This window comes from Streptomyces sp. NPDC008139 (assembly GCF_042957025.1).
GTDB lineage: Bacteria > Actinomycetota > Actinomycetes > Streptomycetales > Streptomycetaceae > Actinacidiphila.
Map to the genome: position 1 here is coordinate 220,466 of NZ_JBIBHM010000009.1, position 11,726 is coordinate 232,191.

The window sequence follows — 11,726 nt, forward strand, 5'->3', positions numbered from 1 at the left end:
CGACACATGCGCCGAGCCAAAATTGTCTGCACACTGGGCCCCGCCACCGACTCCTACGACCAGATCAAAGCACTGATCGAGGCCGGAATGGACGTGGCACGACTGAATCTGAGCCATGGAGCGTACGCGGAGCACGAGGACCGCTACCGACGAGTTCGCAAAGCCGCGGACGAGACCGGTCGCAGCGTGGGCATCATGGTTGACCTTCAGGGCCCGAAGATCAGGCTCGGACGTTTCGCCGAAGGACCTGTACTACTCGAACGCGGCGACGAGTTCACGATCACCGTGGACGACATCGAGGGCGACCAGCAGATCTGCGGGACGACGTACAAGGGACTGTCCGCGGACGTCGCCCGCGGCGAGCGCATCCTGGTGGACGACGGGCGCGTCACCCTGGAGGTCACCGACGTCGAGGGACCGCGGGTGCACACCATGGTCATCGAGGGCGGGATGGTCTCCGACAACAAGGGGCTGAATCTCCCCGGTGTCGCCGTGTCGGTGCCCGCGCTGTCCGACAAGGACATCAGGGACCTGCGCTGGGGCCTGCGGATCGGCGCCGACATCATCGCGCTGTCCTTCGTCCGCACCGGCCGGGACGTCGAGGACGTGCTGCGGATCATGGCCGAGGAGGGCCGCCGGGTTCCGGTGATCGCCAAGGTCGAGAAGCCGCAGGCGGTCGACGCCCTCGAAGGGATCGTCGACGCGTTCGACGGGATCATGGTCGCGCGCGGCGACCTCGGCGTCGAGATGCCGCTCGAAGCCGTCCCGATGGTGCAGAAGCGCGCGATCAAGCTCGCCAAGCGCAACGCGAAGCCGGTCATCGTCGCCACCCAGATGCTCGACTCGATGATCGACAACTCCCGCCCCACCCGCGCCGAGGCCAGCGACGTCGCCAACGCCGTGATGGACGGCACCGACGCGGTGATGCTCTCCGGTGAGACCAGCGTCGGCAAGTATCCGATCGAGACCGTCAAGACGATGTCGCGGATCGTGTCCGCGGCCGAGGACGCGGTGCTCGCCACCGGGCTGCCGCCGCTCACCGACCTGAACAAGCCCCGTACCCAGGGCGGCGCCGTGGCCCGCGCCGCCGCCGAGATGGGCGACTTCCTCGGCGCCCGCTTCCTGGTCGCCTTCACCCAGTCCGGCGACACCGTCCGCCGGCTGTCCCGCTACCGCTCGCCGATCCCCCTGCTCGCCTTCACCCCTGAGCCGGCGACCCGCTCGCAGCTGAATCTGACCTGGGGAGTGGAGACCTTCCTCGGCCCGATGGTGCAGACCACCGACGAGATGGTCCAACAGGTGGACGAGCAGCTGCTGCGGATCGGCCGCTGCAAGAAGGGCGACATCGTGGTGATCACGGCCGGTTCGCCCCCCGGCATGCCGGGCACCACCAACATGGTCCGGGTCCACCGCATCGGCGAGGACGATTCGCCGAAATCCTGACCCGTACGGCACGGATTCACCCGCCGCGCACATCACGCCCCGTTCGGCATTCGCCGGGCGGGGCGTCGTCGTCGGCCGTCTTTGCCGCCGATTTCGGCAGCGGCAATGGCGGGACCTTTGGCCGGCGAATCGAAAAACTTAACGCTATGTAACGCGAACGCAATACGGAATCAGGGCAGTACTCCGACAGGTGCTTAGCCTCTGAATCTCCTGACATTCCTGCCGCGGCCACCTCGCCTCCCGACCGCCCCCAAGTCCCCTACCCTTGGCCGGAAGTGCGCGTTCTCATCATGCGGACGTCGGAGCAAAGCACCCAAATCCCTCCGCCAACCTCAGCAGAACCTCAAGAGTTTCCTTCCGGCATAACAAGACAGTCACACTCTTCCCTTCACCTCTGCCTGACTCAGCTCCACGCGCCTAGAGTCACGGCCAGTCACCGCGCCTCCGGATTTGTCAGTTCGGGTTCCAGCGCGCGACTCGGCGTCTCATCAGAGACGGCCGCGCCAGGGGAAAGGACTGATCGTGCGACACCGTTCCTTGCTTGTACTGACCGCCGTACTCACCACTGGAGCCCTCACACTCACCGCCTGCGGATCGCGGAGCGACGACAAGAAGGGCGGCGGGGACAGCAACGGCGCCGCCAAGACGACCGTTGTCATCGGTGTCGACGCTCCGCTTACCGGGCAGAACTCGGCCACCGGCCTCGGCATCCAGTACGGCGTGCAGATCGCTGTCGACGACGCCAACAAGAACAACCTCGTCCCCGGGGTGACCTTCAAGATCAAGGCCCTGGACGACAAGGCGCTGCCCGCCACCGGCCAGCAGAACGCCACGGCCCTGGTCGCGGACAGCAGCGTGATCGCCGCCGTCGGCCCGCTGAACTCCGGGGTCGCCCAGTCCATGCAGCAGGTGTTCACCACCGCGAACATGGTCGAGATCTCGCCGTCCAACACCAACCCCACCCTGACCCAGGGCAAGGACTGGAACACCGGCACCAAGGTCCGGCCGTTCAAGACCTACTTCCGTACCGCCACCACCGACGCCCTCCAGGGCGGCTTCGCGGCGGACTACGCCTACAACACGCTGAAGAAGACCAACGCCTTCGTGGTGGACGACAAGCAGACCTACGGCGCGGGTCTCGCGGGCATCTTCAAGGACAAGTTCGGGTCCCTCGGCGGCAAGATCGCCGGCACCGACCACGTCAACACCGGTGACAACGACTTCTCCACGCTCGTCACCAAGATCAAGAACGCCAAGGCCGACATGGTCTACTACGGCGGCCAGTACGACGAGTCGGAGCAGCTCACCAAGCAGCTCAAGGCGGCCGGCGTGAAGATCCCGCTCATGGGCGGCGACGGCATGTTCTCCGACACCTACATCAAGACCGCGGGTGCGGCCTCGGAGGGCGACCTCGCCACCTCCGTCGGCGTCCCGGTCACCACGCTCCCGGCGGCCAAGGACTTCATCGCCACGTACAAGGCGAAGAACTACCCCGGTGACTACGGCACCTACGGCGGCTACTCGTACGACGCCGCCACCGCGATCATCAAGGGCGTCAAGGCCGTCATGGACGCCAACGGCGGCAAGCTCCCCGCCATGGCCGACGCCCGCTCCAAGCTCGTCGACGCCGTCCAGAAGAGCGACTTCGACGGCATCGCCGGTCACGTCTCCTTCGACCAGTACGGCGACACCACCAACAAGCAGCTCACCGTCTACCAGGTCAAGAGTGGCAAGTGGGAGGCCGTGAAGAGCGGCACCTACAACGGCTGACCGACTCCGTAGCACCCAGGGCCGCGCGGCTGGTCACCACCGACCGCGCGGCCCCCCGCTTACCCCCCCGGCGTACCTTCCCCCTGCTCCCTCAGTGACATGGAGGCCATGCGGTGCACACCCTGCCGCAACAGCTGGCCAACGGGCTGTTCATCGGCTCGATGTACGGGCTCATCGCCATCGGCTACACGATGGTGTACGGCATCGTCCAGCTCATCAACTTCGCCCACGGCGAGATCTACATGACCGGAGCCTTCGGCGCGCTCGCGGTCTGGACGAATCTCCCCGACAGCACGTCCATTTGGCTCGCACTGCCCCTGATGCTGCTCGGCGGCGCCATCGTGTCCGTGCTCATCGCCGTGGCCGCGGAGCGATTCGCGTACCGGCCACTGCGCGGCGCACCACGGCTGGCACCGCTGATCACCGCCATCGGCCTCTCCCTCGCACTTCAGCAGGCGATCTTCCTCTGGTACCCGGGCGCCGACAACGCCAAGAGTTTCCCGCAACTGCCCGGCGGCCCCTTCCACGTGGGATCGATCAACATCCAGAGCGGTGACATCTTCCTGGTCTCCGCCGCCGTGATCTGCATGGTCGGCCTCGCCGCCTTCGTCCGCACCAGCCGCACCGGTCGCGCCATGCAGGCCACCGCGCAGGACTCGGACACCGCCCAGCTCATGGGCATCGACACCAACCGCATCATCGTCATCGCCTTCGCCATCGGCGGCTTCTTCGCCGCCGTCGCCGGACTCGCCTCCGGCCTCAAGTACGGCCAGGTCAAGTACGACATCGGCTTCCAGGCCGGACTCAAGGCGTTCACCGCGGCCGTCCTCGGCGGCATCGGCAACATCTACGGCGCCATGCTCGGTGGCCTCGTCCTCGGCATCGCCGAGTCCTGCGCCTCCGCCTACATCTCCAACATCCCCGGCATGCAGCAGCTCGGCGGCGGAAGCTGGGCGAACGTCTGGGCCTTCGTGCTCCTCATCGTCGTCCTGCTCGTCCGGCCGCAAGGTCTGCTCGGCGAGCGCGTCGCGGACAGGGCGTGACACCGATGACCGACATCCCCGTAAGCGCCGCGGAGTCCATCGCCGTCGACACCGCGAAACCGGCCGGACGCAGGGTCGCCCCCTTCGTACCGCTGCCGCGGACCGCCGCCCAGGCGGTCACCCTCGTCGGTGCCGTGGCGACCATCGCCTCCACCTTCATGTCCTGGACGTACACCACCGAGTTCCCCGGCGACCTCACCGTCTCCGGCTACCCCGGCGGTCTCCAGGTCCTCACCCTGGTCGGCGCCATCGTCACCGGCCTGTTCGCGCTCGGCGCCTTCGGCCTCAAGGGCCTGCGCTGGCTCACCCCCAACCGCTCCAACAACCCGGTGCTGCTGCTCGCCATCGGCACCCTGGGCACCACCTGGTACACGGTGATCGCCATCGCCGAGAAGCTCGGCGGCCTGGCCAACCTCGACCCCGGCGGCTTCGTCGCCGCGATCGGCAGCCTGGTCCTGGTGATCGGCGCCCTCGCACTGCCGATCCACCGGCACCCGCGGGAGACCCACGACACCGAGTACTTCGAACTCGGCCGCTTCTCCACGGTCGGCGCGGTCGTCGGCACGTACAAGTGGCTGCGCGAACTGCGCCCCAACCACAGCGATCTCCCGGTCGCCGACCCGACGAAGCTGCCCGGCTGGGTCCAGCGGCTGATCATCACCGTGGCCGCCGCGATCGGCCTCGAGGTCTTCACCTACGGCCTCGCCACCGGCTACACCGAGATCTTCCTCGGCTTCCTGATCGTCGTGGTCTTCACCATCTGGGCGCTGAGCGCGGCCGGTCTGCTCCGGCAGTTCTCCGGACTCACCGCCGCCCACCGCTCGTTCGCCAACACGATGGGCTTCCTGGCCGCGCTGGCCTACCCCTTCGCGCAGAACGACGAGCACTACGCCAACCTCGGCGTCAACATCCTGATCTTCGGCACCGTCGCCCTCGGCCTCAACATCGTCGTCGGCCTCACCGGCCTGCTCGACCTCGGTTACGTCGCCTTCCTCGGCGTCGGCGCATACGCCGCCGCCCTGGTCTCCGGCTCGCCGTTCTCGATCTGGTCCGGCGTCCAGTTCCCGTTCTGGGCCGCCGCCCTCACCGGCATGGCCGCCTCACTGGTCTTCGGCGTCCTCATCGGCGCCCCCACCCTGCGGCTGCGCGGCGACTACCTGGCCATCGTCACGCTCGGCTTCGGTGAGATCTTCCGCATCGTCGTCAACAGCCTCGACGGCGTATCGGGCCCGAAGGTCACCAACGGCCCCAACGGCATCTCGCAGATCCCCGACCTGTCGATCTTCGGGTACAACCTCGGCGTCTCGCACGACATCGGCTCCGTCACCCTCGGCCGGTTCGCCAACTACTACCTGCTGATGCTGCTGATCACGGTCATCGTGGTGCTGATCTTCACCCGCGCCGCCGACTCCCGGATCGGCCGTGCCTGGGTCGCCATCCGCGAGGACGAGACCGCGGCCACCGCCATGGGCATCAACGGCTTCCGGGTCAAGCTGATCGCCTTCGCACTCGGCGCCTCGCTCGCCGGACTCGCGGGCACCGTCAGCGCCCACGTCACGTACAACGTGGTGCCCAACCCGTACCAGTTCGCGGGCGCCGCCCCGCCCAACTCGGCCTTCCTGCTCGCCGCCGTCGTCCTCGGCGGCATGGGTACGGTCAGCGGCCCGATCCTCGGCGCGGCGCTGCTCTACCTGCTCCCCGAGAAGCTCGGCTTCCTGGAGCGGTACGAACTCTTCGCGTTCGGCCTCGCCCTGATCCTGATCATGCGCTTCCGGCCCGAGGGCATCATCCCCAACCGGCGCCGCCAGCTCGAATTCCACCAGGACGAAGTGCTCATCCCCGAGCAACGCCCGCTCGGCGACGACACCGTCCCGGCCAGCCCGGCAGGGGCGTGAGAGACATATGACCATCATCAGCCAAGAGCAGCCGACCCCGGCAGCGGCCTCCGACGGCGGCCCGCTGCTCCAGGCCAGCGGCGTCGTCATGCGGTTCGGCGGCCTCACCGCCGTCCGCAACGTCGACCTCACCGTCAACAGCGGTGAGATCGTCGGACTGATCGGCCCCAACGGCGCCGGGAAGACCACCTTCTTCAACTGCCTCACCGGCCTGTACGTCCCCACCGAGGGCAAGGTCAGCTACCGAGGAGAGGTGCTGCCGCCCAAGCCGCACCTGGTCACCCAGGCCGGACTCGCCCGCACCTTCCAGAACATCCGGCTCTTCTCCAACATGACCGTGCTGGAGAACGTGCTGGTCGGCAGGCACACCAGGACCCGCGAGGGACTGCTGTCCGCCCTCATCCGCGGCCCCGGCTACCACAAGGCCGAAGCCCGGTCGCGGGCGCGGGCCATGGAGATCCTGGAGTTCATCGGCCTGGCCGACAAGGCCGACCACCTCTCGCGCAACCTCCCCTACGGCGAGCAGCGCAAGCTGGAGATCGCCCGCGCGCTGGCCAGCGAGCCCGGCCTGCTGCTGCTGGACGAGCCCACGGCCGGTATGAACCCGCAGGAGACCAGGGCCACCGAGGAGTTGGTCTTCGCCATCCGCGACCAGGGAATCGCCGTCCTGGTCATCGAGCACGACATGCGGTTCATCTTCAACCTGTGCGACCGCGTCGCCGTCCTCGTCCAGGGCGAGAAACTGGTCGAGGGCACCTCCGACGTGGTCCAGCAGGACGAACGGGTCATCGCGGCCTACCTCGGTGAACCCTTCGAAGGCGCGCCCACCGGTGAGGGCGACGCCGCAGTGGAAGCGGCCGCGGCCGAAGCCGGGGCCGAGGAGCAGGAGAACGACCGATGACCGCACTGCTCGAAGTCGAGGACCTCCGGGTCGCCTACGGCAAGATCGAGGCCGTCAAGGGCATCTCGTTCACCGTCGAGGCGGGCCAGATCGTCACCCTGATCGGCACCAACGGCGCGGGCAAGACCACCACGCTGCGCACCCTCAGCGGTCTGCTCAAGCCGATCGGCGGCCGGGTCAGCTTCGACGGCAAGGTGCTCACCCGCGTCCCGGCGCACCGGATCGTCGCCCTGGGCCTGGCGCACTCCCCGGAGGGCCGGCACATCTTCCCCCGGCTCACCATCGAGCAGAATCTCCAGCTCGGCGCCTTCCTCCGCAAGGACACGGCGGCCATCGCCAAGGACATCCAGCGCGCCTACGACCTCTTCCCGATCCTCGGGGAGCGCCGCAGGCAGGCCGCGGGCACGCTGTCCGGCGGCGAGCAGCAGATGCTCGCCATGGGCCGCGCGCTGATGTCGCAGCCCAAGCTGCTCATGCTCGACGAGCCCTCGATGGGTCTGTCGCCGATCATGATGCAGAAGATCATGACGACCATCGTGGAGCTGAAGGCCCAGGGCACCACGATCCTGCTGGTCGAGCAGAACGCGCAGGCCGCGCTCTCGCTCGCCGACCAGGCCCATGTGATGGAGATCGGCACGATCAAGCTCTCCGGCACCGGCCAGGACCTGCTGCACGACGACGGCGTCCGCAAGACGTACCTCGGCGAGGACTGAGGCTCGCCCGACCGAGCCCGGACCACGGCGCAGGGCCCGCACCCCGACCGGGGTGCGGGCCCTGCGCCATGTCTCGTCCGCGGGTGCCTACTTCTCGGAGACCTCTTCGATCACGGCCTGCGCGACCGCCTGCATCGACATCCGGCGGTCCATCGACGTCTTCTGGATCCAGCGGAAGGCGGCGGGCTCGGTCAGTCCGTACTTGGTCTGGAGGACGCTCTTGGCCCGGTCGACCAGCTTGCGGGTCTCCAGCCGCAGCGACAGGTCGGCGATCTCCGCCTCCAGCGCCTTCAGCTCCTGGAACCGGCTCACCGCCATCTCGATCGCGGGCACCAGATCGCTCTTGCTGAACGGCTTCACCAGATACGCCATCGCGCCCGCGTCCCTGGCCCGCTCCACCAGCTCGCGCTGCGAGAACGCGGTCAGCATCAGCACCGGCGCGATCTTCTCCGCGGCGATCCGCTCGGCCGCCGAGATCCCGTCGAGCACCGGCATCTTCACGTCCAGGATCACCAGATCGGGACGCTGCTCCTCGGCGAGCTTCACCGCGGTCTCGCCGTCCCCGGCCTCCCCGACGACGGAGTAGCCCTCCTCCTCCAGCATCTCCTTGAGGTCGAGGCGGATCAGCGCCTCGTCCTCGGCGATGACGACGCGGGTCGTCAGGGGAGGGACGTGGGACTTCGACTGCTCGTCGTCGAGCGGGGCGGCGGACTCGTCGGGCGCGCTCACGGTGCTCCTCGTATCAGGCGGGGTACTGCACACCTGAGCCTACCTAGCTGCGACGGCGCGCACCTACACGGTACGCTGTGCACGCGACCTGGCCGGGTTGGCGGAATGGCATACGCGGATGTCTCAAACACATCTGTCCGAAAGGGCGTGCGGGTTCGAATCCCGCACCCGGCACCTCTGAAATCCCCCCGTATCCCCTCAGTTCGCCGGGGGAGCGGTCGTGCCCGTGGGAGTCGCCGGGCGCAGCATGCAGGTCAGCCGGGCCGTACAGACCCGCTTGTCCGCCTCGTCCGTGATGACGATCTCATAGGTCGCCGAGGAGCGGCCCCGGTGGACCGGGGTCGCGGTGCCGGTGACGAGACCGGAGCGCAGACCGCGGTGGTGGGTGGCGTTGAGGTCCACGCCCACGGCCATCTTGCCGGGACCGCCGTGCAGCATCGCGCCGACCGAGCCGAGGGTCTCGGCGAGCACCGCGGACGCGCCGCCGTGCAGCAGCCCCATCGGCTGGGTGTTGCCCTCGACGGGCATCGTGCCGACCACCTTCTCCGGCGCCGCCTCCAGGATCTGGATGCCCATCCGCTCACCCAGGTGACCGCCGGAGAACAGACCCCTCAGATCGACGCCGAGCCCGGCGTACTGCTCCAGGATCTCCGGCGGGAAGTAGGTGGTGGTCCGCTCGCCCATGGGGTGGTGCTCCGATCGTCCTCGTCCGGCCTGATCCGGTGTGCCCGTACGCGTTTTCCGTGTACTGATCAGTTTTCTACCGGACGGCCCGCGTCGGCCGTGCGGCGGGGGGCGTCCGCCGCGGTCCGCTCCAGCCGGATGACCACCGACTTCGAGGCGGGGGTGTTGCTGGTGTCTGCGGTGTGGTCGAGGGGGACGAGCACATTGGTCTCCGGGTAGTACGCCGCCGCGCACCCGCGCGGGGTCGGGTAGTGCACGACCCGGAAGCCCTCCGCGCGCCGCTCCGTGCCGTCCTTCCACTCGCCGACCAGGTCGGTGTAGTCGCCGTCGGCCAGACCGTTGGCCGCGGCGTCCTCGGGGTGCAGCAGGACGACGCGACGGCCGTTCTTGATGCCGCGGTAGCGGTCGTCCAGACCGTAGATGGTGGTGTTGTACTGGTCGTGCGAGCGCAGCGTCTGGAGCAGCAGCCGCCCCTCGGGCACCGCCGGGTACTCGACGGCCGCCGCCGTGAAGTTGGCCTTGCCCGTCGCCGTGGGGAAGGTGCGGCTGTCGCGCGGGGCGTGCGGCAGGGTGAAGCCGCCCGGGCGCCGCACCTTGGCGTTGAAGTCCGCGAAGCCGGGGACGACCCGCGAGATACGGTCGCGGATCGCGTCGTAGTCCCGCTCGAAGTCCGCCCACGGCACCACGCTGCGGTCGCCGAAGACGGCGCGGGCCAGCCGGGTCACGATCGCGGGCTCCGACAGCAGATGCGGCGAGGCCGGGTCCAGGCCGCCGCGCGAGGCGTGCACCATGCCCATCGAGTCCTCGACGGTGACGAACTGCGGGCCGCCCGCCTGCCGGTCCTCCTCGGTACGGCCCAGCGTCGGCAGGATCAGCGCGCGGGCGCCGGTGACGGCGTGCGAACGGTTCAGCTTGGTCGACACATGGACGGTCAGCCGCGCCTTGCGCATCGCGGCCTCCGTGACGTCGGTGTCGGGGGACGCGGCGACGAAGTTGCCGCCCATCGCGAAGAACACCTTCGCCGTGCCGTCGCGCAGCGCCCGGATCGCGCGCACCACGTCGAAGCCGTGCTCGCGCGGCGGCGCGAAGCCGAACTCCTTCTCCAGCGCGTCCAGGAACGCCGCCGGGGGCCGTTCGAAGATGCCCATCGTCCGGTCGCCCTGCACATTGCTGTGCCCGCGCACCGGGCAGACCCCGGCGCCGGGGCGGCCGATGTTGCCGCCCAGCAGCAGGAAGTTGACCACCTCGCGGATGGTCGGCACCGCGTGCTTGTGCTGGGTCAGGCCCATCGCCCAGCACACCACGACGCTCTTGGCGTCCAGCACCAGGGCGAGCAGCTTGTCGATCTCGGCCCGCGCCAGACCGGTGGCGCGCTCCACCTCGTCCCAGTCCGTGGCGAGCGCGGCGGCCTCGTACGCCGCGAAGCCGTGGGTGTGCTCCGCGATGAAGTCCCGGTCCAGCGCGCCGGCCTCGATCAGCAGCCGGCCCAGCGCGCGGAACAGCGCCTGGTCGCCGCCGAGCCTGATCTGGAGGAACAGATCGGTCAGTACGGTGCCGGAACCGGCGAGCCCCGAGGCGTTCTGCGGATTCCTGAACCGCTCGAGACCAGCCTCCGGAAGCGGGTTGACCGACACGATCGTCGCCCCGCCCTGCTTGGCCTTCTCCAGCGCGGACAGCATCCGAGGGTGGTTGGTGCCCGGATTCTGCCCGGCGACGATGATCAGGTCCGACCGGTACAGATCCTCCAGCAGCACACTGCCCTTGCCGACGCCCAGCGTCTCGGTCAGCGCGGAACCCGACGACTCGTGGCACATGTTGGAGCAGTCCGGCAGATTGTTGGTGCCCAGCTCGCGGGCGAAGAGCTGGAAGAGGAACGCCGCCTCGTTGCTGGTGCGGCCCGAGGTGTAGAAGACGGCCTCGTCCGGGGTGTCCAGGGCGGTCAGTTCGTCCGCGACGATCGAGAAGGCCCGCTCCCACGGCACCGCCTCGTAGTGGTCGGCGCCCTCCGCCAGATACATCGGCTGCGTGATCCGACCCTGCTGGCCCAGCCAGTAGCCGCTGCGCCGCGCGAGGTCGGAGACCGGGTGCGCGGCGAAGAAGTCCGGGGTCACCCGGCGCAGCGTCGCCTCCTCGGCGACCGCCTTCGCGCCGTTCTCGCAGAATTCGGCGACATGCCGGTGGTCCGGCTCGGGCCAGGCGCAGCCCGGACAGTCGAAGCCGTCCTTCTGGTTGACCTTCAGCAGCGTCAACGTGGCCCGCCGCACCCCCATCTGCTGCCCGGCCATCTTGACCGTGTGCCCGATGGCGGGCAGCCCCGCCGCACTGTGCTTGGGCGCGGAGACCTGCGGAGCGTCCTGGACGGGGTCACCTGAAGGGGGCTTCTTTGCCATACGTCCTTTGTACCGCCTTTGCGCGGCGGGGGAGCCGGGGGGCGGCGCCCGCGTTGATCGGCCCGCCAAGCTGTCCGCCCCCGTTGCCCACCCCGCCGCCCCCCCGCACGGCGTGCCCCCGGCGGGAGGCGTCCTTCGTTGTCGTACCCGCGTGGGAG

9 protein-coding genes and 1 tRNA gene are annotated in these 11,726 nt (G+C 68.9%); 7 read left to right on the forward strand and 3 right to left on the reverse strand.

Annotated features, from left to right (window positions below; translation table 11 throughout):
- Window positions 1–6 precede the first annotated feature (6 nt).
- The 6 genes from pyk (at window position 7) to ACFZBB_RS21000 (ending at window position 7,765) form a co-directional block, all read left to right on the forward strand.
- Complete coding sequence (pyk, locus tag ACFZBB_RS20975; RefSeq protein WP_391124369.1) at window positions 7–1,443, forward strand: pyruvate kinase; 1,437 nt, start codon at window positions 7–9, stop codon at window positions 1,441–1,443.
- Between the two features lie 522 nt (window positions 1,444–1,965).
- Window positions 1,966–3,213: an ABC transporter substrate-binding protein gene (locus ACFZBB_RS20980; protein WP_391124372.1), complete on the forward strand. Its 1,248-nt coding sequence runs from the start codon at window positions 1,966–1,968 to the stop codon at window positions 3,211–3,213.
- 113 nt (window positions 3,214–3,326) lie between these two features.
- The gene (locus tag ACFZBB_RS20985) at window positions 3,327–4,256 is read left to right on the forward strand and encodes a branched-chain amino acid ABC transporter permease (RefSeq protein ID WP_355333968.1); all 930 of its coding nucleotides are present in this window, start codon (window positions 3,327–3,329) and stop codon (window positions 4,254–4,256) included.
- 5 nt (window positions 4,257–4,261) lie between these two features.
- Entirely contained in the window at window positions 4,262–6,151 is a 1,890-nt protein-coding gene (locus ACFZBB_RS20990; protein WP_391124375.1) for a branched-chain amino acid ABC transporter permease, read from the forward strand.
- A 7-nt stretch (window positions 6,152–6,158) separates the two neighbouring features.
- The gene (locus ACFZBB_RS20995; RefSeq protein ID WP_391124378.1) at window positions 6,159–7,052 is read left to right on the forward strand and encodes an ATP-binding cassette domain-containing protein; all 894 of its coding nucleotides are present in this window, start codon (window positions 6,159–6,161) and stop codon (window positions 7,050–7,052) included.
- On the forward strand, window positions 7,049–7,765 hold the full coding sequence (locus ACFZBB_RS21000; RefSeq protein ID WP_188282943.1) for an ABC transporter ATP-binding protein: 717 nt from the start codon (window positions 7,049–7,051) through the stop codon (window positions 7,763–7,765). The genes ACFZBB_RS20995 and ACFZBB_RS21000 overlap by 4 nt, the downstream gene beginning before the upstream one ends.
- 87 nt (window positions 7,766–7,852) lie before the next feature.
- On the opposite strand, the gene ACFZBB_RS21005 is transcribed toward ACFZBB_RS21000, so the two are convergent.
- On the reverse strand, window positions 7,853–8,494 hold the full coding sequence (locus ACFZBB_RS21005; protein WP_188282942.1) for an ANTAR domain-containing response regulator: 642 nt from the start codon (window positions 8,492–8,494) through the stop codon (window positions 7,853–7,855).
- 91 nt (window positions 8,495–8,585) lie between these two features.
- On the opposite strand from ACFZBB_RS21005, the gene ACFZBB_RS21010 reads away from it, so the two are divergent.
- Window positions 8,586–8,668 (forward strand) — tRNA-Leu (locus ACFZBB_RS21010).
- Window positions 8,669–8,692: 24 nt separating this feature from the next.
- On the opposite strand, the gene ACFZBB_RS21015 is transcribed toward ACFZBB_RS21010, so the two are convergent.
- The gene (locus tag ACFZBB_RS21015) at window positions 8,693–9,178 is read right to left on the reverse strand and encodes a hotdog fold thioesterase (protein WP_391124382.1); all 486 of its coding nucleotides are present in this window, start codon (window positions 9,176–9,178) and stop codon (window positions 8,693–8,695) included.
- A gap of 68 nt (window positions 9,179–9,246) precedes the next feature.
- On the reverse strand, window positions 9,247–11,568 hold the full coding sequence (locus ACFZBB_RS21020) for an FdhF/YdeP family oxidoreductase (RefSeq protein WP_391124385.1): 2,322 nt from the start codon (window positions 11,566–11,568) through the stop codon (window positions 9,247–9,249).
- Window positions 11,569–11,726 lie beyond the last annotated feature (158 nt).

Bases quoted from the DNA above. Each gene is read 5' to 3' on its own strand.
- ACFZBB_RS21015 (WP_391124382.1), bottom strand. From the start codon at position 9,178: ATGGGCGAGCGGACCACCACCTACTTCCCGCCGGAGATCCTGGAGCAG.
- ACFZBB_RS20995 (WP_391124378.1), top strand. From the start codon at position 6,159: ATGACCATCATCAGCCAAGAGCAGCCGACCCCGGCAGCGGCCTCCGAC.
- ACFZBB_RS20990 (WP_391124375.1), top strand. From the start codon at position 4,262: ATGACCGACATCCCCGTAAGCGCCGCGGAGTCCATCGCCGTCGACACC.
- ACFZBB_RS21000 (WP_188282943.1), top strand. From the start codon at position 7,049: ATGACCGCACTGCTCGAAGTCGAGGACCTCCGGGTCGCCTACGGCAAG.
- ACFZBB_RS21020 (WP_391124385.1), bottom strand. From the start codon at position 11,568: ATGGCAAAGAAGCCCCCTTCAGGTGACCCCGTCCAGGACGCTCCGCAG.
- pyk (WP_391124369.1), top strand. From the start codon at position 7: ATGCGCCGAGCCAAAATTGTCTGCACACTGGGCCCCGCCACCGACTCC.